The organism is Streptomyces sp. NPDC044033, assembly GCF_056434425.1.
Window position 1 is genome coordinate 114,120 of record NZ_JBWKFF010000012.1, and the last position, 24,370, is coordinate 138,489.

Sequence of the window (24,370 nt, forward strand, 5' to 3'; positions counted from 1 at the left end):
CCGTCCGCTCCGCTGGTCAGGAGGCCCGCCACCAGGTCGGCGCCGGACTCCCCGTGCCCGCGACCGAGTGCGCCCAACCACCGCCCGGCACCGCCCACCGGACGGGTGACGGCGTCTCGGACGGCGGCCGGATCGTCCTGCCCCGGCACGGCGTACGGTGCCGGCCCCTGTACAGGCGCGGCGCCTCGTCACGTATGCGAGCGTCGGCGCTCGTCACGGCCTCCTCACCAAGACCGTCGCGGCCCCCTCAAGAGGTGCCGGCTTCCGTCCCCCTCATGAGGTGCCGGCTTCCGCACGGAGACGCCCCGGTCACCCGGTGTCTGTGACCGCCGCCACCGATCGGGCGACGTCGCGATGGGCCTCGTGCTCGGCGATCCGGCGGGTGAGGGCGGCGTGCACGTCTTCGTACGTATCGGGGCCGAGCGGGAGGCGGAGAGGGGCCTCGTCGGAGTCGACGAGGGCGATCATCGCGTCCGCGATCTTCTCCGCGCTGTTGGGCACCGGGAAGGTCCCGTCCGTGAACGCCTGCCGGATCTCGGCGGCGGGGGTGCCCTCGTACTCGGGCAGGGCCGGCGCGGTGTCGAGCGAGCTGCCGAAGCCGGTGGGCGACGCACCCGGCTCGACGATGGTCAGCGCCACGCCGAACGGCGCGATCTCGCGGGCCACGGTCTCGCAGAACCCCTCGATGCCCCACTTGGAGGCGTGGTAGTAGCTCATGCCCGGATAGGTCGTCTGGCCGCCCGCGGTGGACACCTGGAGGACGCGGCCCCGGTGCTGGGCGCGCAGGTGCGGGAGGGCGGCGCGGATGACGTGGACGGAGCCGAGCAGGTTGGTGTCGATGACGCGCCGGAGCTGCTCGTCGGTCGCCTCTTCGACGGCGGCGAGGAGGCCGTAACCGGCGTTGTTCACGACGACGTCGACCGTGCCGAGGGCCTCGAACGCCTCGTTGACGACCCGGCGTACGGACTCGGCGTCGGTGACATCGAGCCGGGCGGTCCAGAGCCGGTCGCCGTACTCGGCGCGGAGGCCGTCCAGCCCCTCGGGGCGGCGGAGCGTGGCGGCGACGCGGTCGCCCCGGGCCAGGAGTCGTTCGGTGAGCAGCCGCCCGAAGCCGGAGGACGTGCCGGTGATGAACCAGGTGGTGGTCATGGTGTTCCCTTCACTGCTGTGCCGTCTGTGCCGTCGTGCCGTGACGACACGATGCTGCGGTCTCATGCCGCCGCGCCGTGGCCGCGATTTCGGATTGGCTTGAAGCCGCTCGCGCGATCCGAGCGCGTCAGCGAGTGCCCCCTCCGCCTCATTCGGCCGGCCGGGTCGCGTACGCCGTGCCGCGGGAGCCCCGGCTGTGAGGGGTACTGGCAGGGGCCCCAGCGCTCCCCCGCCCGCCGCGCGGCCTGCCCCCCTGACCTCATGGACAACCGGGATGCGGTCAGCGCGTTCCTCCGCTCCCGACGCGACAGGATCACGCCGGAGCGGGCGGGCCTGGCGGCATACGGTCAGCGGCGGGGCCCGGGCTGCGCCGGGGCGAGGTCGCCGCGCTCGCCGGGGCCCGCGGCTGAGGACGGCATGAAGCTGCCGGCCAACTGGTCCGCGACGACCGGCCGGGGGCAGGGGCAGGGGCAGGGGCAGGGCCGGAAACGGGACGCGGAGACCCCTGATGTGAGGCGAGTGACCGCCAACACGGTGACGGGCGGCGCGGGGACCCGGCGTGTGGCGGAGAAGCGCCGTGAAGAAGTGCGGCAGAGAAAGCGAGCCTGCAATTCTTTTCGCCACTCTCCGGCGGGGAGCTCCAACTCGTAAGCGCTCGCGTCGTCATACACGAAATAGCACCACTCGGGCTCTGATTTCATGCCCCGAGATGCGGGGGGCGCATTCGCTGTTCCGGGTGGTCACCGGCGAGTGCCGGTGCGGCATCTGCGTCGGTTCCACCAGCGGCTGGGCCGGCCTGCACCGCTGATCTGGGATCATACCGGTAGCCAACACAGCCTACGGATGGCCGCTTTCGCCGACCGGGCTTCGCAGTGGTAAGGGAGAGAACCTTGCACGCCCCTCACATATCTGAAAATGTCTGGTGGATCATCACCGTCATTACGACGGTCCTCTTCCTCGCCATTTGGCTTCCTATGCTGCCAACTCCCAAGTCCAGGAACCAGATCTGCCTCATCCCCCTCCTCGGTGTGGGTTTCCTGACGACGCTCGGAAAGCTGCGAGGGCACGATCTCGGAGAGCTTCTCGCCATCTATTCCACCGTGGTCCTCGCGTTGATTCTCGGTGTCATAGGGCGCCGTGCGGACATGCGAGTGGCAGTACGGCAGGGGGAGGACCCGATGGGCACGCCGGCCAGTAAAGCGGACCCGGCGGTCAAGAGACTGACAATCCAGGTGTCCGCCGGGTTCATGGTGGCGTTCGCGCTGTGGGCATGGCTCACCTGGGGTCACTGAGCCTGCCTCGAATCCCTGGTCGCGCCGTGACGGGGCTCCGCCCTTGAGCGGTAGGTCCACGGATCATCCTCGATATCCAAAGAGCCGCCGCCCTTCCGCGTAGCAGCTCATCCACTCAGCACGGAGCGCCCCCGGTACGGCCGATATGAGCCGCACCGGGGGCTGCCTGTTCCGCATCGGGCGCGGCCGGCGCGTGAGGGCAGACTCCGCGCCGATGAGTTCCTACCGCCCGCCGGCCATCGCGGCCGTAGCGGCAGAGTCGGGTCAGGCGCCACGGCCTTGAGCCGTGCTGGTAACGGATTCCAACGCTCTTTGTGTGCACGCCCCGGGCGTACGCTGGCCGAAGAGGTAGGTGACGCGATGTCTTCGGAACTGGCGGACAACGTACGGAACCATCGACGGCGCGCGGGCTTCAGCCAGGAGCGGCTGGCCGAGGCGGCGAACGTCTCCCCCGCGCTCGTACGCAAGGTGGAGCAGGGGGGAACACCGCGGGTGGAAACCCTGTACGCGCTCGCTCGCGCCCTCGGGGTGGCCACCTCGACCCTCTTCGCGACCGGGTCGCCGGAGCCCGTACGTGATGACGGGCCGAATCACCTGAGGCTGATGGAGATCCGGCGCGCCCTCATGCCCCCCGTGGGCTTGAACGATGCCGTGGCGGTGGCCGGGGAGCCACCACCGTCACCCACTCAGGTGATTCGGCGCGACATCGCCGATGTACACGCGCTGTACCAGACGGACCGGTACGAATCCGTGGCGAAGCGGCTTCCGGGGGTCATCCGAGCCGCGGAAGCGGCGGTCATCGCGGCCGACGGCGACGAAGAGCACCGCCAAGCGCTGAGTGCGCGCGCTCAAGCCTTCCTGTTGACAGGCAAATACCTGACTCAAGTACGGCAGTACGACTTGGCGTACTACGCGCTGTCGCAGGGAATTCGTGATGCGCGGGGAGCGGGCCAGACCCTGACGGCCGCTACAGGCGTGGTCGGTATGAGCTGGCTCCTCCTGAGGGAGGACCGATTCGACGAGTGCGAGAGCTTGGCCGCCGCCACCGCCGACGAGATGGAACCACGTGTTTCTACCGCCGCCCCAGGGCAAATCGCGGTGTGGGGGGAGCTCTCGCTCCGCGTCGCCTCCGCCGCGATCCGCAACAACAGGCCGGATGTGGCCCGAGAAGCACGCCGGATGGCGAGCACTGCCGCAAGTGCACTCGGCGTGGAACACATCGACTTCGGGTCGCACTGGACCACCTTCGGGCCTGTCACGGCGGAGATGAAGGCGGTGGAGGACCTTTCGCTCGTCGGAGATGCCCACGGAGTACTCCGACGTTCCGACGAAGGAGTGCTGAGCCGCAAGGGCATGAAGTCGTCGGGGAAGCCCAGTTCGAACAATTGGGATCGTCACCGTCTGGACGTCGCACGCGCCCACGTGACGCTTGGATCGCATCAGGACGGCATGTACGAGTTGAACGCGCTGCGCCGCACGTCTCCCGAGTGGGTCCGCCATCAGGCAATGGCACGTTACGTAATGACTGACGTCCTCCATCACCGGAAGCGCACTCTCACAAAGGACATGCGCGAGATGGCAGCGCATCTCGGGATCACCGGATAATTGCTACACGCCGTATCACATAAGGAAGTTGGCACTTCGAACTGCTTCGAAGCATGCCTGGTTCGGCCCCAGGCCACGGTCATACGGTCACTTCGTCCAGTCCGAAGACGACGACCAGAGGTTTCGGTGACCAGCGCAGCGTCAGAGACTAATAGAGCTGACAATAGTCAAGCACAGTCCGCACCTTCCCCCGCCAAGCCGTTCGCGCAGTTGAACGATCTGACTGAAGCCGTCTCGCACGGCGATTCTTGTCGCCTGGTTCCGGATGAGATTCCCCGGCCGCACGAGTTCGCCGACCCCACACGGGAGTTGGGTTGCGCGTCCAGCGCGGACTAATGGGGGCCCGTACATGAAGAGCACAGCGCGGGCGCGTCTGGCCCGAATGATCGCGGAGAGAGGGGTCAACGGGGCGCTCCTCGTCTTCACGAGCCCCCCGGAGACCCTGGGCGAGGGCGACGAAAGGCCGGGGTTTCCATCCAGCCCCGTCGCTTTCCCCCGGTGCCAATGCCCGCAGCACCGCACGGGACTCGGCGTGCCGGACACGGCGGTTCGCCTGGCCGTCCGGGATGCGTCCGACGACAGCGGCCGAGGGGAGACGCCATGAGGCGCTCCTACCGGTACATGGCGTGGACGTTCGAACAGGACCCGACCACGTACCCGGAGTACAGCGCCGTATGCGTCACGGGCGAGGAGAAGGACTGCGGGGAGATGATCCGCTCCGGGGGCTCGGACTGGATCGAGGAGTGGATGCGCCGCCACACGCAGGCCACCGGCCACACCCGCTACCGCCGGACCGCCGACGACTACGTGACGCTGCAACCCCCGGACGGGGTACCGGCGTTGAGCCCCGTCAAGGCGGGCCGGCATGAGGGCGGGCCCGTGGGGTGACGCGGCGCGTCCACGGACCACCCACCCGCGAGCTGGGCGCAAGCGCTTCAGCCCCCAGCCGGGGCCGGTGCGGGGCCGCCCCGCTCCGGCCCGTAGGGCCACTCCCCCACACACCTATGACCGGCGTCCCAGCTGCTTGACTCTCACACCGGTGTCGGACTTTAGCGTCGTCTGCTTGACTCTCACACCGGTGTCGGATTTTAGCGTCGTCGCATGACAACGAGCGCTGCGATCTCGGCCACCGACTCCCCGCCATCCCCAGCCCGGCAACGGATAGCCCGGCAACGGATGGTCCTGGCGGTGCTCACGGCGTGTGTGTTCATGGTGGGCACGGCGGAGTGGGTGATGGTGGGGCTGCTGCCCGATCTGTCATCAGACCTGCTGCTGCCGCTGCCAGCCGTCGGCTCGCTGGTGACCTGGTACGCGCTGACCGTCACGGTGGCCGGGCCGCTGGTCACCGTGCTGATGCTGCGGGTTCCTCGCAGAACGGCCCTGCTCGTGCTGGTCACGGTATTCGTCGGCGGCAATGTGGCAGCGGCGTCGGCCGGGGCGTTCGGGATGCTGGCGGCGGCCAGGATGGTGACGGCCCTGACCCACAGCACCTCGTTCGCGGTGGCCTTGGTGATCGCCGTTTCGATGTCGGCCCCGGACCGTCGCGGCCGGGCGATCTCCGTGGTCGCCGCCGGGTGGAACCTCGCGACGGTGTTGGGCGCCCCGTTGGGGACGTGGATCGGGGAGCACTACGGCTGGCGCGTGACGTTCTGGAGCATCGCCGTGCTCAGCGCCCTCATCCTGACGGCGGTGGCGGTACTCGTCCACCCGCCCGCGCCGGACGCGCCGCTCCGCCCTCGCGCGGAGGTACGCGCACTGCTGAACCGCCGGGTGGCCACCGTGCTTTCGATCGTCGTCGTGGCGCAGGCCAGGCTGTTCACCCTCTACACCTACATCACCCCGCTGCTGCGGGAGGTGAGCGGGTTCACGGCGCCGGTGGTCACCATGCTGCTGGCCGTGTTCGGGGGCGGCGCGCTGTTCGGCAACATACTCGGCGGGCGGCTGGCGGACCGCGCCCCCTGGGGAGCTCTGTGCACACTGCTCGCCGCGCTCGCCGCCGTACTGGCCGCCTTCGCGCTCACCAGCCATGTCCAGTGGGCGGGGGTCCTGACCGTTCTCCTGCTCGGCGCGGTCTCGGGTGCTCTCATACCCCTGTTGCAGGACCGGGCGCTCGCGGCGGCGCCCGAAGCGCCGACCCTGGTCACCGCGATCAGCGCCTCCGCGTTCAACCTGGGCGTGGCGGGCGGCTCGAAGCTCGGCGGTGAGGCCCTGGGAACCGGCTTCGACCTGAGCGACCTGGCCTGGCTCGGCGGCCTGGTGGCCCTCGTCACGCTGCCCCTGGCCGTACGTACCACCCTCCGCCACCACCGCGCGGGCCGCTCCGCCCCACCGGCCCCGGTCGCCGACCACTCCGCTGCCTGCCGTACGACTTGCTGACGGGCCCGGCCGCAGGCCGACGGTCTCAGCTCCCGCCCGCGCGCCCCTGGCTCAGTTCCGCGGCCTTTCCTCGGAACCGGCATCCGCCCCCGTCCGCTCCACCCACTCGCGAACGGACACGGCGTGTTTCATACGGCCGGCGATCCGCACGCGGCGGCCTCCTGTTCCAGGTCGAGGAGCCGGCCGGTGTCGACGGCTCGGATGGTGCGGGGAAGCGCTGAGTCCATGCCGGGATGGTGGCAGGCGAGGCCCGGCTCTCGCTCAGGGGCCGGACACAAAGCCCGCGGACAGGTCCAGCTCGAAGGGGGATCCGGGGCACGCGGGGTTCCAGCCTCGGGTCAGCGCGATGAGGATGTGATTCGCGACGGCGGAGGGCCGAATGGGGTCGGCCGGCACGCTGAACCAGTTGCCGGGGTGTGCTTGGTCAGTGGTGACCACCAGGATCGCCCCGTACTGGTCGGCGCGCTCGACGGCGTAGGTGCAGGGCGACCAGCACAGCGCCTGGCTATAGGTCGGCCTCCGGCGGAGTCGCCACTGGTACGTCACCCCGCCGACGACAATGCGCCTGCTGCCCTTCTTCCCCAGTGCCACTGGCCCTCCTCGGCTCGGATGGGAGGTTGGCGCCGCCGATATGCCGTCAGCCAGGCGTCGTGATCACGCCGGGCGGGGCCTCGGCCACCTCAGCCGCCTGGTCGCAAGACCGTGCCGGCTCTGGGGGCGCCGCGATTGATGCTACCGCTGGGGTACGAACAGCCATTGACTGCCGAGGCGGTCTCAGCGCCCGACGCGGGACCCGCCCGCTTGGCGGGCCACCGGGGCGGGAGTGGGGGGCGCTTCTCGGGCGGCTGCCGGGCGGCTGCCGGGCGCCTCTCGGCCGACCTTGCCCGTACCGCTGCCGCGCGGCGGTCGCGGGAGGCCGCCGCCGCATCCACCGGCTCCGGCGGCGGTGTCCGGCGGACTGCGAAGCCCTGGTGTCAACTGCCGTTCGTGGGAGGCGATTTTGCCCAACGAAGATCATCGACGATTTACCCTATGGAGGCAGTTTCAAGATCTTCCATAGTGAAAGCGGTTTTTAGCGTATGAGACTCACCCGTGTCTCGGTGGCCGTCGCGGCTGCCGCCATCGCACCGGCATTACTGCTCTCCTCCCCGGCGTTCGCCGCGGACAGCGCTCCGCCCCCCGCGAAGACGGACAGTTCCGTGTCTCCCGACAAGCCGGCGACCGGCACTGCCCCGGGCTCCGAGCCGACCAGGACCACGAAGGATTCGCAGGAGACGGAGGACCGGGTCGCGATCGCCAAGATGCTCGCCGACAAGTCCATCGGCAAGTGCCTTTACGACGCGGCGCAGGAGGCGCTCGATGGCGACGCGCAGGCCGTGCGCCGCTTCCTGGAGCACGGCCAGTACGTGGCGCGCCTCTTCGACGACCGGATACTCGCCACCCGCATCGAGGACGCCGGCGGCCCGGCGGTGAGGGCAGCCGCGCGGAAGGCGCTGAACTCCAACGATGATGCGGATCTCCGGTACTTCCTCAAAGTGGGTCAGTACGAAGCCCGGTACGAGGACGACCGGGTACTCGTCGCCCGTATCGCGGACGCCGGCGGCCCGGCGGTGAAGGCCGCCGCACGGAAGGCGCTGGACTCCAATAGCGCTCACGCCGTCCGGGAGTTCCTCGAAGTGGGCCAGTTCGAGGCGCGCGCCAAGGACGAGGCGGACGCCGCCGCCCGCGATAAGCCCACCCCGGGCAAGGACCACAGCGGCACCGAGGACGGCAAGGACAGCAAGGGCGACAAGGACAGCAAGACGGACGGGTCCGGCAAGGACGACGGCCAGGCCAAGACCAAGACCAAGAAAGCAGCCGAACCCGCCGCCGCCGACGACCAGCTGAAGTCTGACAGCGCCGGTGGCACCAGTAGCGCCACCGCCGTCAAGGCCGCGGTCGCCACGGCCTCGGACTCCGTGGTCCCCAGCGGCAGCAGCGCCGAACTCGCCTCCACCGGCACCGGCCCCGCCACCCCGTGGGCTCTCGGCGGAACCGCCGTCGCCCTCACCGCCGGCGCGGGCCTGATGCTCGCGGCCCGCCGCCGCTCCTCCACCGAGCGCTGACGGCCCCGACCCTGCCGCCCGCCCGGCCCCGGCATCCGGCGGCCCCGGGCCCCGGCGGCCCGTAAACCGCACAGCCCAGACCGGGCCTCGGTCCCAGCGGCGCTCTCAAGCCCTCGCGACCGGGGCCCGCCTGCGTCATCGCGTCAGAACAAGCCCGCAGCTGTACGCCCGAGCATGCCCGATCCCCTCCGAAAGCGCCGCGACGAACGCTTCGGGATCGGTAACCGTCAGCGTCCCCCGCAGCTCGGCGCGGGCGATCTTCAGTCCTTTGTGCGGTGCGGGGCTGGAGACTGCGGGGAGCATGCGTACCGCGACCTTGTCGGGGCCTGTACTGGCGCCGATGCGGCCGGGCTCGCCGCCCCCCGTGCCGACATGACGTACGAGCCACTTCTTGACGCCGTCGGGCTTGGTGTGAGCCACCCGCTTCCCTCTGACCATCCGGCCGTCCGGACCGTCCTGCGACGTGCTGTACGTGGGGTTGACGACCGTACGGAATCCGACGCGCTCGCCCGTCCGGAAGGTGCGGTCCACGGTGATGAGGTGCGGATTCCCCGGAGCGCGACACGGGGGATATGCCCCCAGTCACCCGGCGCCCGCCGCCTCGCGAGGAGTTGGAAGGTGGGAAAAGGAGTTGGAAGGCGGGGAATGCGCAGGGCCGGCCCGGGCGCATGGCAGGTCAGCGAAATCGAGATCGGGGCCGAGGGCCGCGGCAAGGGCCGGTTCGGGGCCGGTTCCATAAGGAGACGGCGGTCGTCATGCCCGTACCTCCGTGGCACCCTTGGCTTCTGCGTCGACCAGGCCGGAGATGCCCAGGCCCGGCGCGTCGGGCAGCACGACCGTAGCGCCTTGGTACCGCATGCCGCCGACGACAGCGGGGCGCTGGAGCCACCACACCGCGTCGAGGTCACTCACCATCGTGGTCCCGTGGGCGGCCACCAGGCTGGCCGCGGCGCCGGTGCCGATCTCGCTCTCCAGCATGCAGCCGAGGATGGTACCCATGCCCTGGGCTCGCGCCAGTTCGAGAAGGGTACGGGCGGCGCTGAGTCCGCCGCTCTTCGCCAGCTTGACGTTGACCAGGTCCGCAGCGCGCCGGCGGATCACCTCCACCAGGTCGCGCACGTCGAACACCGACTCGTCCGCCATGATCGGGGTCTCGACGCGGTCGCTCACCCAGGCCAGGCCCTCTATATCCCGACTGGCCACCGGCTGCTCGACGAACTCCACCCGCGTGCCGGCGTCCTCCAGCGAGCGGATGACCCGTACGGCCTCGCGGGGCGTCCACCCCTGGTTGGCGTCGAGACGGATCCTCACCTCGGGACCGACCGCCTGGCAGACCGCCGTCACGCGGTCGATGTCCGTGGCCGCGTCCGTGCCGACCTTGACCTTCAACACGTCGAAGCCCTCCGCGGCCCGGCTCTTCGCCGCCGTGGCCAGGCTGTCCACCGTGCCGACCACAAGGCTCACGTCCGTGGGCACCACCAACCGGGAGCCGCCGAGCAATCGGGCCAGGGGGATCCCGAGGCGAACCGCGGCGAGATCGTGGAGCGCGATGTCCACTGCGGCCTTGGCCGGCTCGTTGCCGGCCACGGCCCGGCTGACCCTGCGACAGTTCTCCACCAGGTCATCGGCATCGCGGCCGATGAGAAGCGGAGTGAAGACCTCGGTGATACAGGCCTCGCTGGAGGCGAGTGAGGATCCGGTGACGGTCCACACCTCCGGCGCCTCACCGAAACCGGAGCGGCCATCGCTGTCGACGACCTCGACGACGACGGTCGAGACGTGGGTCAGATGCGCCAGTGCGGTGACGAACGGCGTGTGGAGAGGAGCCACCAGACGGTGGACATGGACAGCGGCGATAGCCATCGATCAACCTCTTTGCACTCAGGGGGTTCTATGGGACGCGCGGCAAGGCGCTGCGCGACAGGGCGGCCTGGCCGGCCTGGACGGGCCGAGAGAAGATGATCGGTGCCGGCACGTCGACTGCCTGATGTGTCATGCGGGTTTCTCCGCCGGTGTGCCCCAGCCCCGCCGAACACCCCGTCTGACCAGGGCGGGGAGGCAGAGGGTGGTGCCGACGCCGCCCGTCCACAGAGCGGTGGCCAGTCCGTCGATCGAGATCAGCGCGGATGCGGTCAGGCTGCCGAGCGGCACCATGCCCCACAGCAGGAATCGCTGCACGGAGTTGACTCGTCCGAGCAGGCCGGCCGGGGTGACGGTCTGTCGCAGCGTCAGCGAGATGGGCCCGAAGACCGCGTCGCCGAAGGTCTGCATGATCCCGCCGACTATCAGGCCGGCCACCAAGCCGGCGGAGCCGAAGACCGGCATGGCGACGCAGCCGAGGATGTTCACCACGAGGCTGAAGATCAACGCCCGGGAGGTGCCGACCCGGTCGATGATGCGCTTGGAGAGCAGACTGCCGAGGGGGTAGCCCAGTCCGGCCAGTCCCAGCACCAGGCCGATCGCCCCGGCGGACATGTTCCAGTTGTAGCGCAGGTAGAGGACCAGGCTGGCTTCCAGCACGCTGAGGAAGAAGACGTAGACGGCCCCGGCGGTGAGTACGGGTTCCAGCCAAGGGTGCCGGAGTACGAACCTCAGCCCCTCGCGGATCTCCCGGACCATTCCCACGCGCTCCGCGGGAGCCGCTTCCGGCTCCGGCTCGCGATGGCCGATCGACTTGACGGCCGCGAAGGACGCCAGGAAGGAGCCGGCGTTCACGGCGATGGCGGCGATCGGACCGAGCAGGCTCACCAGTGGCCCCGCGATCACCGGTCCCAACGTTTTGGACGCCGACTCGGAAAGGTAGAGCCGGCTGTTGCCGCGGTGCAGTTCGTCCGGGTCCGAGATCAGACTCGGCAGATAGGTCGTGCAGGCCACCTGGAAGAACACCAGCGCGGACCCACTGACCACCAGAAGGAGCATCAGCAGGGCAAAAGAGAGCTGGTGCAGCCAGGCGATGAGGACGAGCGAGCCGAACACCGCGGCCTGGACGATGTCGCATACGAGCATGACCGTACGTCGTCTGCGTCGGTCGATGAGCGCGCCGGCCGGCAGGCTCAGCACCAGGAACGGCGCGTTCAGCGCGAAGGGGGTCAACGCCGCCTGGGCGGGCGAGAGATGCAGCACGCTCACGGCGAACAGCGGCAGGGCGACCACCATGAAGCTGTCCCCGAACAGGCTGATCGACTGGCCTGTCCACAGCTTCCAGAAGTCACCGGGTGCGGCCGGCCGTTGGGCCGAGAGCCCCGTACCGGCCGCTGGCTTTGCGGTCTTCGGCTCGTTCACCGCTGGTCCGTCGCAGCCGACCCGGCTCGGTGGATGGCCACGGATAACCCTCGCACCGTGAGGTCGTCAAGGGCGTCGTCGGTGCTGAGGCAGACGCCGAACCGCTCCTCGATCCCTACGGGCAGCGCAAGGGGCGGCACGGAATCGCCGGCCAACGCGAGGAGACTCACGTCCTCCGGCACCTGGGGCAGGTTGAGGAGAGTGTCCCAGAGGCGAGCCAGCTCTGCCGTGGAAGGGACAGGGAGCTGGACGGACTGGCTCACGTGGAACCTTCCTGTCGGAAAGACGAAGTGTTGTACTCACGTGCAGAACCGACTCCAGCGAGTAGGCCGGCAAAGAAGTGTTACTTCAGTAGGAACGCGCTCCCCACACGTGCCTTCGCCCTGCTTATAAGCCCAAGTCACGGCTTCCGAAGGTGCGTTCACAGCATGGAGCACTTCGAATGAGGGTGCAGTGTAGTCATACCTATGATCAGGTGACAAGAACTGGAGATCGTTAATCGTGGGGGGTCTCGGCTCGATGACGAATAGCGCGTTCTTCGCTATACCGGAGATATAAGGCATCCCGACGGCGACGGGTCCGGCGCGGCTGAGAATCGGGTCCACTGCGAACAAGTGCCGTTTGATGAAGCGGAGTTGAGCGAAACCGGCCGGGACCAGGGCCCCGCCGTCCCGATCCGGGACCATCCGAACACCGATGCCGGCACTCCGATGAAGCGGCTCGCCTCAGTCCGGATCCGGCTCGCCGGTCGCCAACTCCCGCCCCACGCAGCCGAGCTCATCCCCGCCGAGGTGGCGCGGCCCGACGTGAAATGGCCCGACGCACTGCGGAAGCGGCGCACGACGCCCTCGGTGCGGTGCAAGCAGTTGGAAATGAGAGACAAGCGGCTACGCCATCGGGTTACGGGGTTGGAGCAACGGTTGGACCGCAACTCGGATAACTCGACCTAAATCACCGAGCCGGGCAGACCTCAGGTAGCGACGCAGCCCTCTTGCATGCCTCTTGGGTTGATGGCTACGATCTTGCAGCAGAAGGGGGGATGCATATGCTGGCAACGTCCCTATTTTTCGATCATTGTTGGCGTGCAACCATTCGTTGACCTATCAGTAGAGTGGAATGAGAATCTCCACATCCGGATTGCTGCACGAGTGGGAAACTCTTCGGGACATCTTCGACAGACCGCCTACCTGCAATATTGCACGGCCACGGCGGGAACAGAAGAAAATCCCATCAGTAGCCAAATATCTCGACCGTGAACTGATTCACTTATTCCTCCTGATCTCCGGCAGCAATATCAAGAATGAATATCGCGCGCGGGGAGATCCACGGAAAATGGGACGCAGCCATGCCGCCAAAAGAATATATACTCCTACTCGGCGCTGACCAGTACCTTCGCGAACGGGCTCTCTTAGGGGCCAAGCAGGCTATAGATCTCCCCGTCTGGGCAGCCGCGGAAGACGCCGTACGCAAGTCGAACCGCATGTTTGACGACATGCTGTCAGCTGATCCACTGGACTCGGACTCTCTTCTACGGGCCATCCACGCACGCTCGGTCCAGGGCTGGCACCCTAGAGTCGTCGTTCCGCTCAACGACTGGACGTTGGATTCGGCGAACACCGTGAATCGCGTCCTGGGACTGGGCGGGATGGACGCCAAGGTCGTAGTCAACGCCCGGAACAAGTACGCCATGAAGCAGGCTCTGCTGGCCGCCGACGTCCCGACTCCCCGATCCCAACTGGTCGAGTCCGAACAAGAGTTGCTCGACGCCATATCGGTCATCGGTCTGCCCGTAGTCATCAAGCCGTACGATTTCGGCGGTAGTGGCGGAGTGGTGTTGGCGACCACGCGCGAGGAGGCGATCGCCGGTCTCGCGGAGTCGAAGGGCGTCATCGCGCAGCACGGATCGTTGTACAACATCCGGGGCGACAAATACCTTGTCGAGCAGTTCATCGACTCCCATGACGAGGTTTCCGTCGAAGTCCTCTGCGGCGTTGGCCGTGCTCAAGTCGTCACCGTAACCGATAAGTATCTGTCGCCTCTCCCCTGGTTCGCCGAGATCGCGCACCTGGTGCCGGGCCACCGTACTGGAGATCAAGATCTGACCGACCTGGCCGTACGGGCCTGTACCGCGCTGGGCATCGATCGAGGTCTCGCCCATGTGGAGATCAAGTTCGCCGCGGACGGGACGGCCTGGGTGATCGAGGTGGCTGCCCGGCCGGGCGGCGATGGGATCATGGACCAAGTCGAGCGTGCCTACTCGCTCAATCCTTATCGGCTGCACGTCGGCTCGTACCTCGGATCCGACCTCCTCGACGTCGCCGCCGGCGCGGTGCCCACCAAAACTGCGGCAATCGCGTTTCTCACTGCCTCGCCCGGACGGATCCAGGAAGTACGCGATCAGAACCCGCTGCCGCCCGAGGTGCGGAGCATAAACATCAGCGGCAAGCAGGGTGATCTCTCCGAGCCCGCCAAGAACTGGAGCTCCAGAGAGGGATTCGTCGAACTCGAATGGGATGAGCTGTTCAAAGAGAAGACCTCGCTGCCGGTGACCATGGCGAAGAAGCTGGCCGATGAGATATTCGTGATCGGCGAGATCGCCGAAGAGTGAAGCGATACAGCTCTACTACCGAACACTGCGGCCACGACTCGGGCAGTGGTGTTGTTGACCGAGCCGCACAGCCACTTGGAACGAGCTTCGGAGCCCTGTGCCCTCCCGGCAAGCTTCGCCCCGTCACGGCGCCCGGCACGGGCGCTCGCGGCTCACGGCGCCCGGCACGCACGCTCGCGGCGCCGGCCGGCGCCTGTCAGGAGTACCCGTGTCGGGTAAGCGGCCTGCGCACCCCTTGCAGGGTGTGACGTTTGTGGACCCGAGGGTCGATCACGGGCGACCGAGGCCGCCGCGTACCGGTGGCTGCGAGTGGACCAGTGACGCCGTGCGGAAGTGGTCCGTTGGGGCGCTGTGCCCTGACCTACGGTGATCGCAGAGTACGGCCCTCCAGCGGCCCCCCACAGCGGGAGTAGGTATCTGTGCCCAGAATGCCTCTATCGATCGGCGTCGTAGGAATCGGTCCGCGCGGCCTTTCCGTACTGGAACGGCTATGCGCCAACGCTCGTCAATCGCCGCACCGCCACCGCGTCCGCATTCACCTGATCGACCCCTGGCCGGCCGGTGCCGGAGCCGTATGGCGCACCGATCAGCCCCAGCAGCTGCTGATGAACACCGTGGCCTGCCAGATCACGGTGTGGACCGACAAGAGCGTGTCCATGGACGGCCCGGTCGAGCCCGGCCCCAGTCTGTACGAATGGGCACAGGACGTCAGCGGCCCGAAGGGACAGGGTGCGGCCGACGGGGATGAGCGGGCAGCGTCCGAGGCGCGCCGTCTGGGGCCTGACGACTACCCGACGCGGGCCTTCTTCGGCAGCTATCTGCGGGAGATGTTCGCCCGTATATGCCTGACGGCTCCGCCGCACGTCGACATCACCACCCATCGCACCCGGGCGGTGGCCCTCAGCGGCGGACACGACATGGCGGTGCGGCAGAGCGTGCTGCTGGAGAACGGACGGCTGATCGAGGGTCTGGACGCCGTCGTCCTCTCCCAGGGGCATGTCGGCACGGACCTCGGCGATCAGGAACGCCTACTGTCCGACCGGGCACGGGAGCAGGGACTGCTCTACGTCCCCCCCGCCAGCCCGTCCGATGTAGACCTTTCCGGTATCGCCCCGGGCGAGCAGGTTCTGCTGCGCGGCCTGGGACTGAATTTCTTCGACCACATGGCTCTGCTCACCAGTGGACGCGGCGGCCGATTCGTCCGGCACGGTGCGGAGCTGGCGTACGAGAAGTCGGGGCTGGAGCCCCGGTTGTGCGCCACCTCCCGGCGAGGCATCCCGTATCAGGCGCGCGGCGAGAACGAGAAGGGCGCGCACGGGCGATACGTTCCACGGTTGCTGACCGCGCAGCGCATCGCGCGTCTGCACCAGCGCGCCCAGGACGGTGACCGCGTCTGCTTCACGACCGACCTGTGGCCGCTGATCGCCCGCGAGACGGAGTGCGTCTACTACGGCACCCTGCTGGACAGTTGTGGGCGCGGCTTCGACCGGGAGGCGTTCACCGAGTTGTACCTGGCTGCCGAACCCGAAACGCATCGAGTGGAGATCCTGGACGCCTTCGGTATCACGGTCGAAGACCGCTGGGACTGGAACCGGCTCGCCCATCCCTGCGCCGGGCAGCAGTTCGCCGACCGGGAAGCCTTCCACCTCTGGCTGATCGAGTACCTGCGGCAGGACGTCGACCAGGCCCGCGGCGGGAACGTGAGCAATCCGGTGAAGGCCGCCCTGGACATTCTGCGCGACCTGCGTAACGAGATTCGCCTTGCCGTCGACCACGGCGGCCTGGACGGCGCCTCCCACCGCAACGACCTGGAAGGCTGGTACACGCCCCTCAACGCCTTTCTGTCGATCGGACCGCCCTCCTTCCGGATCGAGCAGATGATCGCGCTGATCAAGGCCGGGATATTGCAGGTGACCGGTCCGGGCGCCCAGATCCACGCGGACCCGCACCACCCCGGCTTCATATGTACCTCCCACGACATACCGGCCCCGCCGGTCAGGGCACGTGTCCTCATCGAGGCCCGGCTGCCCGAGCCCGACCTGCGCCGGACCGCCGACCCGCTGATGCGGCAGCTCCTGGACGACGGGCACATCACGCCCTTCCGGATCGAGGGCGGCCGCGGAACCGCCTACGAGACCGGCGGACTTGCCGTGACGGCCCGCCCAGGTCACGTCATCGACGCCCGCGGCCGCGTCCACCCGCGCCGCTTCGCCCACGGCGTACCCACCGAGTCCGTTCACTGGGTGACGGCCGCCGCCGCACGTCCCGGCGTCGACTCCGTCAGTCTCGGGGACGCGGACGCCATCGCCCGCGCCGTCCTCGCGCTCCCACCCACTCCGACCGCCGGCAGGGCCGGAACCAGCGCGCGGGCGGCAGCCGGTGCGCTGACCGCGACCGACGGTATGGCCGGCACCAGCGCAGGGCCCGGCGGAAGGGAAGTGGGGGCATGAGCCCGCCGTCCGACACCCCCTGCGATTCGGGGCTCCTGTCCCCTGTTCGGGCCGGCACTCCTGTCGAGGCAGTCGTCGGCGACCAGGCTTGGCTGCAAGCCATGCTCGACGCGGAGGCAGCGCTCGTACGGGCCCAGGCCGCCCTCGGCACAGTGCCGGCCCAGGCCGCCAACACCATCGACAACGTGGCCCGTGCGGAACACTTCGACCTGCGCGCCCTGGCCCTCGCCGCCCGCGAGACGGCCAACCCCGTCGTCGGCGTCGTCCGCGCGCTGACCCAGAAGGTCGCGGCAGAACACCCCGCGGCGGCCGAGTACGTACACCGCGGCTCCACCAGCCAGGACATCCTCGACACCGCCGCGATGCTCATCACCGCCCGGTCCCTGCGTCTCATCCGGACCGACCTGGCTCGGGCGGCCGACGCCCTGGCGGCGCTGGCCCGCGAACACCGTGACACGCCCATGGCCGCACGCACCCTGGCTCTGCAGGCCGTACCCACCACCTTCGGGCTCAAGGCGGCAGGCTGGCGTCAGCTCCTCCTGGACGCCGACACACGCCTGGCCCGGATAGTGGAGCACGGGCTGTACTTCTCCCTCGGCGGGGCCGGAGGCACCCTCGCCGGCTACCTTGAGTACGCGCGGATCGACGGCGCCGCCGACGCCGTCACATCCGGCCGGTACCTCGAACAGCTGCTGGACGCCTTCGCCGCGCAGACCGGGCTGACCCGGCCGCCGCTGCCCTGGCACGCACTGCGCACACCTCTCGCCGATGTCGCGGCAGCCCTCGCCTTCACCGCCGGAGCAGTGGGCAAACTGGCCCTGGACATCCAGACACTCAGCCGCACCGAGATCGCGGAAGTCGCCGAACCCTCCAGGGAGGGCAGGGGCGCCTCCTCGGCCATGCCGCACAAGAGGAACCCGGTCCTGGCGACCATGATTCGCAGCGCCGCACTGCAAGTACCGGTCATCGCGACCGGCCTGACGCAGTGTCTGGTATCGGAGGACGAACGCGCGGGCGGTCCCTGGCAGGCGGAGTGGCAACTGCTGCGGGAGGCGCTGCGGTTGACCGGCGGCGCCACTCACACCGCCGTCGAGCTGACCGAGGGCCTGACCGTCGACCGGCAGCGGATGCTCCACAACCTCGGCCTGACCGGCAGCCAGATCGTCTCCGAACGCGTCACCGCCCTCCTCACGCCCCGCCTGGGCAGGATCCCGGCCAAAGAACTGCTGACCGAGGCATCCGCCGAGGCAGCCCGCCTCGGCATCCCACTGGCGCGGGTGCTGGCGGGGATGCCACAAGCTGCCGACGTCTTGACCTCGGAGGAACTGGAAGCAGCCTGCGATCCCGCGCACTACACCGGCGCGGCCGCGACGCTTGTGGACCAGGCACTGAAATAAGTCCCGGCTCGCCCCCCTGCCCCCTGCTTCGCCGCCCGAACCCAAGAGGTCAGGCGGCGAAGCACCGGTCCAGGACGCGCGTCAGGGCGCCGAGCGCACCCGCGTAACCGTGCTGCGGCGGTGTGCCGTACCCGACGACCAGTCCCGGCGGGTGGGGGCCGGGCGTTCCCCAGTAGCCGCCCAGTGTGGCAACGGCAAGCGACTCCCGGCGGGCGGCCTGTACCACCTCCCGCTCCTCCGGGCCGTCCGGCGACCAGCGGATCAGCGCATGCAGTCCCGCCTCCTCGCCCATCAGCCGTGCTCCCGGCGCCCTCAACGCCACCGCCGAGCCGAGCTGCTCACGACGGACCCGGTAGCGCTCACGGCACCGGCGCACATGCCGGTCGTAGCCGCCCGACCACAGCAGATCCGCCAGCACCATCTGCGTCAGCGCCGCCGAATGCTGGTCCGCGATGCGCTTGGCCACCGCGATCCGCTCCACCCACTCCGCGGGCACCGCGAGCCAGGCCAGCCGCAATCCCGGAGCAAGGGTCTTGCTGGTCGTCCCCGCGTAGATCACCCGGTGCGGAGCCAACGCCTGCAACGCGCCCACCCGCTGCCTGCCGAACTGGAATTCACCGTCGTAGTCGTCCTCCACAATGACCGCGTCAGCCTCTTCCGCCCAGGCGACAAGCGCCTTGCGCCGAGCGGAGGACAGCGTCACGCCCATCGGATACTGATGGATCGGGGTGACCACCGCGGCCTGACCGCGCAGCCCCTCAGGACGCAGTCCCCGCTCGTCCACCCCGACGGGGTGGACACGCAGCCCGGCCGTCTCGATGACGCTGCGGAACAGGGGGTAGCACGGATCCTCGACCGACACCTCCTCCGTCCCCTGTTGAGCGAGAACGGTCGCGATCAGGCCGAGAGCTTGGGTGAAGCCGTGGCAGATGATGATCCTTTCGGGCCGGGTGACCACCCCGCGCGTGCGGCCCAGATAGTCGGCCAAGGCCGTACGCAGCTCCGGCCGGCCTCGCGGATCCCCGTAGTCCAACGCCTCGGCGGGCAGCAGCCGCAGGACCCGCTGGGTGGATTCGACCCAGGCGGCACGCGGGAACATCGTCACGTCCGGCAGGCCGGGCCGGACATTCCACTGCCATGGGCTGCACGTACCCGGCGGAGGACGACGGGCGTGGGCCGCACCCTGGTGATCGGCCGCGACCCTGGTCCCGGAGCCCTGCACGCTCTCCAGATACCCTTCGGCGATCAGACGGTGATAGGCACTGGTCACCGTGCCCCGCGCCAGCCCGAGATCGGCGGCGACACCGCGCGTGGAGGGCAGCCGTGCGCCCGGCAGGAGCCTCCCGCTCTCGATGGCACGCCGCAGACCCGCCACCAACTGCTCGCTACGTCCCCGCCGTTCCTTCAGCTCCAGGTCCAACTGCAGGTCCAGGGAGCGCACTCGCGAGCCGGATGTCATCGCGCGGTCCGGCCATCAGCCGTGGCCAGGGCCCGGCCCGTCGCGTATGGGGCGTCATTACAGGACGGCCCCGGCTCCATCGTGCTGAAGGACATGGCGGGTTCTCCTTCTCGGTCACACCACGGGATCTCCGGCCGGGCACACCGAAGCGAGAGGCGGGAGTCAGGGGCCGGAGAGCGGGCCGGCCCCTTCGATCGTGTGTGTCGGATGGTCAGCCGGCCCGCCCCGCGACTCTCACGCGCTCTTCATCAGGACGCCGGCTCCCAGGCGATCTCCGACCACGCCTGCGGGTCGATCTCGTGGACGGTGACGGATTCGGCATGGGGAGCCACGCGGTCGGCGAGTTCCTGGCGTGCCCGCAGCAGCGTCTCGGAGGAGATCGCCGGGGCGATGCCCTCCAGCAGCAGCACGGCGTCGCGTGTACGGGCGGTGACCTTGGTGACGTCGGAGTCCCGGTGGTTCCAGTGCCTGGTCATCACCTGCCGCCCGTCGGCGTAGACGACCTCGCCCTCCAGTGGCGTCTCAGTCTTGTCCGGCTCGCCCAACGGCACGTATATGTCGTCGGGCCGCGCGAAGCGCAATTCGATGCCGGTGTGGAACGCGGACAGGTCGAATCCGCCGGTGGGGAGCGTGTGGGTCAGCGACACCAGGTTGCAGGTGTCCACGAGCGGGGAGACACGGGGCAGTCGGCCCGACTTGCGCAGGCGCCGCCCCAGGGCGTCGATGCTCGGGCGGGCTCGACGGGGGTTGGTGCCGAAGCTGCGCAGCAGGTCGTGCCAGACGGAGATGGCGGACTCGCTCTCGTCCGGGATGTGCCGCAGGCCCTGCCTGACGTCGGCTTCCAGGCCGGCCAGCGCCTCTTCGGTCTCGGGCCAGACCTCGCCGTTCTCGATGCCCTGGGCCAGCAGGAAGACGGTGCGGCACTGCGGATAGCGGGCGGCTATGCGTGGTGATGTGCCGACGGTGAGCCGACGCGTGGCGGGAGCAGTCGTGCTCGCGGTCTCGGGGTGGGGCATGGGAGTTCCTCGGGGTTGGTCAGCGCCTTGTTCAGCTGCTGCGATTCGTCGTGCGCGCGGAAGGCCACGTAGTGGATGTCGGGTCGTGTACGACGGCGCCGGGCGCCCTCGGTGTCGCGGAGGGGGCGTGCGGGGGATGGCCGGGGCCTCGCTGCGATGCGGGCGGACACACCGCGGCGCGCGCGGTGGGAATGCGGCGGTCGGAGAAGGCCGGGAAGTCGGCACGGGCCCGAGCGACATCGGCCGGATCGAGGACAGCGGAGAGCACCGCGTCGCCGGCGCCCGCCTCGGCGACAATACGGCCCGTCGGGTCGACGATCAGGCTGGTGCCACCCAGCTTGATGTCGGCTTGCCGGCCCGCCGCGTTGCAGGCGAGCACCCATGCTTGGTTCTCCAGCGCCCGAGCCTGCACCAGCAACCGCCAGTGTGCGATCCGCGCGGCCGGCCAGGCGGCGGCGACCAGCAGCATTTCGGCGCCGTCGTCGGCCAGCACGCGGAACAGCTCCGGGAACCGCAGGTCGTAACAGGCCGCAAGACCGACCCGGCCGATCCCTGTGTCCAGGGCTTGCACGGTCTCCCCCGGCCTGAGCAAGGCCGACTCCTTCGACTGGTGGCCGAAGAGGTGGACCTTGCGGTAGGCGTGCAGCAGGGCGCCGTTGGGGCCGAACAGCAAACTCGTGTTGAAGAGCCCGCCTCCCGGACCGCGTTCGACAATGCTTCCGGCATGCAGATGGACGCCGGCGTCGATCGCCGCAGCGCTCAGGGCGCGTACCGTCGGCCCGTCGAGCGGTTCGGCCGTGCGGTCGTAGTCGTCGAAGGCGAAGTACCCGGTCGCGCACAGCTCCGGAAGGATCACGACATCGGCGCCGCGCTGCGCGGCGACCGCGGCGCACAGGGCGCCGACCCGCTGCTCAAAGGGCTGGCTGTGGTCCACGTCGGCTTGGATCAGGACAGCGCGCATGCTTCTCCTCCGGCCTGGGAGCAGTGGAAGAGAGCCCGCCTCACCGCTGATCGGACTCCTTTCTGATCGCTCATCGGCCGACTCGGGGCATCAGTTGCCGGTGTGGTGCCGCCGCCACGGGCAGCAGGCACATCTGCTTGCTCAGCTGACCGCGTTTCCCCTCGTACCCGTGGCGCAAGCCGAACGGCGATCCAATCGACGCCGGTCCGCTGCCGCCGAGGCGCGCGAGACGACGACCAGATTCGCGTCGACCGCGGCCAACAGGGCTCACAGCACGCCGTAGTTGAGGAGAAACGAACCGTGCGACCCGAAGAAGGCCCGGTGTCATCGAGCGCAAAGGAGGTCCCGGTATCCGGTCTTCTGGTCGGGTTTCATCGGCACCAGTGGTTCCTTCACCGTGCTGAGCAGTTCACATAGGCCAGTGCGGCCGTCACCATGGCTGCTGTCGCAGTGAGGAGCGTGGGAAGTGGGTCTGGAGCGAACTGCGGTGAGTGGTTGGTGGGGAGGTGCTTCACCTTATCCTGCGGAGTGGCGCCGGGAGCCGACTGCCACATGTCGATCGACGTGCTTCCAACGACCCAGTAGACAGTGGGAACCGCCGTGCCGTCGTAGTGCACGCCCGCGCCCGCGGCGCCGAAGTACGGGAAGTCCTCGCTGGCTGCCAACAGCGGCATCTCGATGACCTTGCCCGCACCGAAATAGGCTTCGTGGGCAGCACGGATCTTGCTGGTGAGGGCAGGGGAGTTGGCGTTGACCGGGACCCCCTCGATCACTTCGATCTCAGGGGCTCGGGGTGCCCCGGAAGCCGCGGCTTCCGCCTCCACGATGCGCTTGATGGCATTGAGCAGGTGGTCCTGGAGAGAGTCGTCGTAGCACCGCACGCTGATTCCGAGCTCTGCGGCGTCCGGAATGATGTTGGCCTTCGTGCCGGCGTGAAGCATGCCGACGCTCACCACGGCGCAGTCGGCCGGGTCCACCTCACGGGCGACGATGGTCTGCAGCCGAGTGATCACGTGTGCGGCGATCACGATGGGGTCAACCGTCGCCTGCGGTGCGGAGCTGTGCCCGCCGCGGCCGAATATGGTGACCTTCACCACCGCGGAAGCGGCCATCATGGGCCCTGACCGATGTCCGACGATCCCGATCGGCAGCGGCACGACGTGTTGGGCGAGCGCCACATCGGGTTTGGCGATCCGGCTGTAGAGCCCGTCCCGCAGCATCGCCTGCGCCCCGTCGCCGGTCTCCTCCGCCGGCTGCGCTACGGCCAGCAGAGTGCCCCGCCAGGCGTGCCGGGCCCGCGCCAGGAGGGCCGCGGCTGTGAGCATGCTGCTCGTATGGGCATCGTGGCCGCAGGCGTGGGCGACCGGCACCTCCTGGCCCTCGCTGTCGAAGGCGCGCCGCTCGCTCGCGTACGGCAGTCCGGTGTCCTCCCGCACCGGCAGGGCGTCCATGTCCGCACGCAGCATCACCGTGGGGCCGTCGCCGTTGCGCAGCACGCCCGCCACGCCGTGTCCACCGACTCCGGTGACCACGTCGAACCCGTCCTTCTCCAGACGGCCGGCGGCCAGGGCCGCCGTGCGCTCCTCCTGGTGTGACAGCTCGGGATGGCGGTGCAGGTCCAGGTAGAGGCTCTCCGCCTCGTCCAGGAGGCCGGCGTGCAGGGGTGCCATGACGGCCTTGGCGCGTTCGGTGATGTCGGCGTCGGCCGGTGTGGGCGCAGCCATGGGTTTCGTCACCTTCCCTCCGGTTTCGGGGCGAGCCACGGCAAGCGCTGCGACTGCGCCGCACGCACCGCCTTGGTCTCCCTCTTGGCCCACTGCTGGGCGATCCTGGGCAAACCCGCTTTGGCGATCACGATGTAGGCGTCCTCCGGGCGCAGCGTCTCGCGGAAGAAGGCGTCGATGGAGCGATCGCCGCAAGTGGGCAGGTCACCGTAGAGGACGTCGAGATTGTCATAGGCGCCGAGGATGCGCAGATTGCCGGGGTCGAACTTCTCGCTCTGTCCCAGCCATTCCGCCGCGTCGGTGGCGATCAGCGAAATCCGCTTGTCGACGGTGGTGTCCGGGGCCGGCCAGATGTTGCCCGGACCGCATCCATTGCGCAGGAGGCGGTACACCACGGGGCTTTCGGTCCGCGCCACCAGGTACACCGGCCGAGGAGCGTAGGCGGCGCATTCCAGGGCGATCATTCTCGCGTGTATGTGCCCCATGAGACCGCCGCCCTGCGATTCGGGAAGCACGCCGCTGGAGTCCAGGTAGAGGCAGTGCGCGTTGCCGAAGATTCGCCGGTGGTATCCGGTCCATCCGCTGATGTTGCCCAGCGGGTCCACCAGCAGGCAGAACTTGGATACCTTCTCGAAGAAGCGCCCTTTTCTGCGGTCGCGCCAGTACGGCGTCATGTCCGCGCCGAACGCCTTGGTGGAGATCTCCACGAGAACGGAGTAGATCGCATCCTGGTATTTTTCCGAGAAAAGCGCCGTATTGTTCCAGTAGATATAGGACCAGTCATTCTTGAGGCGACGCCGCGGAAGCTCGGAAGTCGCATCGGGCAACGCGCTGACGGAATTCTTCGGAGAGGAAATCTCAGTCCCCTTTCGGTCGAACGGACCCTGGACAGGAGTAGCGGGGCGAGCCGGGCGGGCCATGAGGTCCTTGCGTCGCTCATCGCCCG

Annotated in this window: 19 protein-coding genes and 1 pseudogene; 9 read left to right on the forward strand and 11 right to left on the reverse strand. The window is 68.9% G+C overall.

All coding sequences use genetic code 11. The features are described from left to right. Positions 1-309: 309 nt before the first annotated feature. Positions 310-1,149 carry an SDR family oxidoreductase gene (locus tag AC07AB_RS21930; RefSeq protein WP_478569415.1) on the reverse strand — a complete coding sequence of 280 codons (840 nt, stop codon included), beginning with the start codon at positions 1,147-1,149 and terminating at the stop codon, positions 310-312. A gap of 261 nt (positions 1,150-1,410) precedes the next feature. Here AC07AB_RS21930 and AC07AB_RS21935 point away from each other — a divergent pair. The 5 genes and pseudogenes from AC07AB_RS21935 to AC07AB_RS21955 all read left to right on the forward strand — a co-directional run. Beyond that, positions 1,411-1,547: pseudogene (locus AC07AB_RS21935) on the forward strand (transcriptional regulator); the annotation flags it as partial. 492 nt (positions 1,548-2,039) lie between these two features. Then, on the forward strand, positions 2,040-2,441 hold the full coding sequence (locus AC07AB_RS21940) for a hypothetical protein (RefSeq protein ID WP_478569417.1): 402 nt from the start codon (positions 2,040-2,042) through the stop codon (positions 2,439-2,441). 360 nt (positions 2,442-2,801) lie between these two features. Beyond that, on the forward strand, positions 2,802-4,046 hold the full coding sequence (locus AC07AB_RS21945; protein WP_478569419.1) for a helix-turn-helix domain-containing protein: 1,245 nt from the start codon (positions 2,802-2,804) through the stop codon (positions 4,044-4,046). A 600-nt stretch (positions 4,047-4,646) separates the two neighbouring features. Continuing rightward, on the forward strand, positions 4,647-4,934 hold the full coding sequence (locus AC07AB_RS21950) for a DUF7848 domain-containing protein (protein ID WP_478569421.1): 288 nt from the start codon (positions 4,647-4,649) through the stop codon (positions 4,932-4,934). A gap of 213 nt (positions 4,935-5,147) precedes the next feature. Further along, the gene (locus tag AC07AB_RS21955) at positions 5,148-6,422 is read left to right on the forward strand and encodes an MFS transporter (RefSeq protein WP_478569423.1); all 1,275 of its coding nucleotides are present in this window, start codon (positions 5,148-5,150) and stop codon (positions 6,420-6,422) included. 261 nt (positions 6,423-6,683) lie between these two features. On the opposite strand, the gene AC07AB_RS21960 is transcribed toward AC07AB_RS21955, so the two are convergent. After that, positions 6,684-7,013 (reverse strand): hypothetical protein, encoded by a 330-nt coding sequence (locus AC07AB_RS21960; protein ID WP_478569425.1) that lies wholly within the window; start codon positions 7,011-7,013, stop codon positions 6,684-6,686. A 488-nt stretch (positions 7,014-7,501) separates the two neighbouring features. Here AC07AB_RS21960 and AC07AB_RS21965 point away from each other — a divergent pair, with 488 nt between their 5' ends. Further along, positions 7,502-8,527: a hypothetical protein gene (locus AC07AB_RS21965; protein ID WP_478569427.1), complete on the forward strand. Its 1,026-nt coding sequence runs from the start codon at positions 7,502-7,504 to the stop codon at positions 8,525-8,527. Between the two features lie 135 nt (positions 8,528-8,662). On the opposite strand, the gene AC07AB_RS21970 is transcribed toward AC07AB_RS21965, so the two are convergent. From AC07AB_RS21970 to AC07AB_RS21985, 4 genes are all read right to left on the reverse strand, one after another. Continuing rightward, the gene (locus tag AC07AB_RS21970; RefSeq protein WP_478569429.1) at positions 8,663-9,058 is read right to left on the reverse strand and encodes a type I-E CRISPR-associated protein Cas6/Cse3/CasE; all 396 of its coding nucleotides are present in this window, start codon (positions 9,056-9,058) and stop codon (positions 8,663-8,665) included. A gap of 222 nt (positions 9,059-9,280) precedes the next feature. Next, the gene (locus AC07AB_RS21975) at positions 9,281-10,390 is read right to left on the reverse strand and encodes a mandelate racemase/muconate lactonizing enzyme family protein (RefSeq protein ID WP_478569431.1); all 1,110 of its coding nucleotides are present in this window, start codon (positions 10,388-10,390) and stop codon (positions 9,281-9,283) included. 129 nt (positions 10,391-10,519) lie between these two features. Beyond that, positions 10,520-11,809, reverse strand: a complete 1,290-nt coding sequence (locus tag AC07AB_RS21980; RefSeq protein WP_478569433.1) for an MFS transporter — start codon at positions 11,807-11,809, stop codon at positions 10,520-10,522. Next, positions 11,806-12,072, reverse strand: coding sequence for a hypothetical protein (locus AC07AB_RS21985; protein WP_478569435.1), 267 nt, complete (start codon positions 12,070-12,072; stop codon positions 11,806-11,808). Before AC07AB_RS21985 ends, AC07AB_RS21980 begins: the two co-directional genes overlap by 4 nt. A gap of 1,037 nt (positions 12,073-13,109) precedes the next feature. Between AC07AB_RS21985 and AC07AB_RS21990 the strand changes: the two genes are divergently transcribed. From AC07AB_RS21990 to AC07AB_RS22000, 3 genes are all read left to right on the forward strand, one after another. Further along, positions 13,110-14,417 carry an ATP-grasp domain-containing protein gene (locus tag AC07AB_RS21990; RefSeq protein ID WP_478569437.1) on the forward strand — a complete coding sequence of 436 codons (1,308 nt, stop codon included), beginning with the start codon at positions 13,110-13,112 and terminating at the stop codon, positions 14,415-14,417. Between the two features lie 428 nt (positions 14,418-14,845). After that, entirely contained in the window at positions 14,846-16,867 is a 2,022-nt protein-coding gene (locus AC07AB_RS21995) for an FAD/NAD(P)-binding protein (protein WP_478569439.1), read from the forward strand. Next, positions 16,864-18,264: a nitrosuccinate lyase gene (locus AC07AB_RS22000; RefSeq protein ID WP_478569441.1), complete on the forward strand. Its 1,401-nt coding sequence runs from the start codon at positions 16,864-16,866 to the stop codon at positions 18,262-18,264. Before AC07AB_RS21995 ends, AC07AB_RS22000 begins: the two co-directional genes overlap by 4 nt. Positions 18,265-18,313: 49 nt before the next feature. Here AC07AB_RS22000 and pdxR read toward each other — a convergent pair whose 3' ends face one another. From pdxR to AC07AB_RS22025, 5 genes are all read right to left on the reverse strand, one after another. After that, positions 18,314-19,723 carry a MocR-like pyridoxine biosynthesis transcription factor PdxR gene (gene pdxR, locus AC07AB_RS22005; RefSeq protein ID WP_478569442.1) on the reverse strand — a complete coding sequence of 470 codons (1,410 nt, stop codon included), beginning with the start codon at positions 19,721-19,723 and terminating at the stop codon, positions 18,314-18,316. Positions 19,724-19,971: 248 nt separating this feature from the next. Continuing rightward, positions 19,972-20,739 carry a B3/B4 domain-containing protein gene (locus tag AC07AB_RS22010; protein WP_478569444.1) on the reverse strand — a complete coding sequence of 256 codons (768 nt, stop codon included), beginning with the start codon at positions 20,737-20,739 and terminating at the stop codon, positions 19,972-19,974. A 31-nt stretch (positions 20,740-20,770) separates the two neighbouring features. Beyond that, positions 20,771-21,700 (reverse strand): nitrilase-related carbon-nitrogen hydrolase, encoded by a 930-nt coding sequence (locus tag AC07AB_RS22015; protein ID WP_478569445.1) that lies wholly within the window; start codon positions 21,698-21,700, stop codon positions 20,771-20,773. A gap of 392 nt (positions 21,701-22,092) precedes the next feature. Then, positions 22,093-23,424, reverse strand: coding sequence for an amidohydrolase (locus tag AC07AB_RS22020; RefSeq protein WP_478569447.1), 1,332 nt, complete (start codon positions 23,422-23,424; stop codon positions 22,093-22,095). A gap of 8 nt (positions 23,425-23,432) precedes the next feature. Continuing rightward, a complete protein-coding gene (locus tag AC07AB_RS22025; protein ID WP_478569449.1) occupies positions 23,433-24,251 on the reverse strand; it encodes a hypothetical protein in 819 nt (272 codons plus the stop codon). Between the last annotated feature and the right edge of the window lie 119 nt (positions 24,252-24,370).

Coding starts and splice junctions, on each gene's coding strand:
- AC07AB_RS22015 (WP_478569445.1), bottom strand. CDS start 21,700: ATGCGCGCTGTCCTGATCCAAGCCGACGTGGACCACAGCCAGCCCTTT.
- AC07AB_RS22000 (WP_478569441.1), top strand. CDS start 16,864: ATGAGCCCGCCGTCCGACACCCCCTGCGATTCGGGGCTCCTGTCCCCT.
- AC07AB_RS22010 (WP_478569444.1), bottom strand. CDS start 20,739: ATGCCCCACCCCGAGACCGCGAGCACGACTGCTCCCGCCACGCGTCGG.
- AC07AB_RS22020 (WP_478569447.1), bottom strand. CDS start 23,424: ATGGCTGCGCCCACACCGGCCGACGCCGACATCACCGAACGCGCCAAG.
- AC07AB_RS21955 (WP_478569423.1), top strand. CDS start 5,148: ATGACAACGAGCGCTGCGATCTCGGCCACCGACTCCCCGCCATCCCCA.
- pdxR (WP_478569442.1), bottom strand. CDS start 19,723: ATGACATCCGGCTCGCGAGTGCGCTCCCTGGACCTGCAGTTGGACCTG.
- AC07AB_RS21990 (WP_478569437.1), top strand. CDS start 13,110: ATGAATATCGCGCGCGGGGAGATCCACGGAAAATGGGACGCAGCCATG.
- AC07AB_RS21930 (WP_478569415.1), bottom strand. CDS start 1,149: ATGACCACCACCTGGTTCATCACCGGCACGTCCTCCGGCTTCGGGCGG.
- AC07AB_RS21975 (WP_478569431.1), bottom strand. CDS start 10,390: ATGGCTATCGCCGCTGTCCATGTCCACCGTCTGGTGGCTCCTCTCCAC.
- AC07AB_RS21950 (WP_478569421.1), top strand. CDS start 4,647: ATGAGGCGCTCCTACCGGTACATGGCGTGGACGTTCGAACAGGACCCG.
- AC07AB_RS21965 (WP_478569427.1), top strand. CDS start 7,502: ATGAGACTCACCCGTGTCTCGGTGGCCGTCGCGGCTGCCGCCATCGCA.
- AC07AB_RS21995 (WP_478569439.1), top strand. CDS start 14,846: ATGCCTCTATCGATCGGCGTCGTAGGAATCGGTCCGCGCGGCCTTTCC.
- AC07AB_RS21945 (WP_478569419.1), top strand. CDS start 2,802: ATGTCTTCGGAACTGGCGGACAACGTACGGAACCATCGACGGCGCGCG.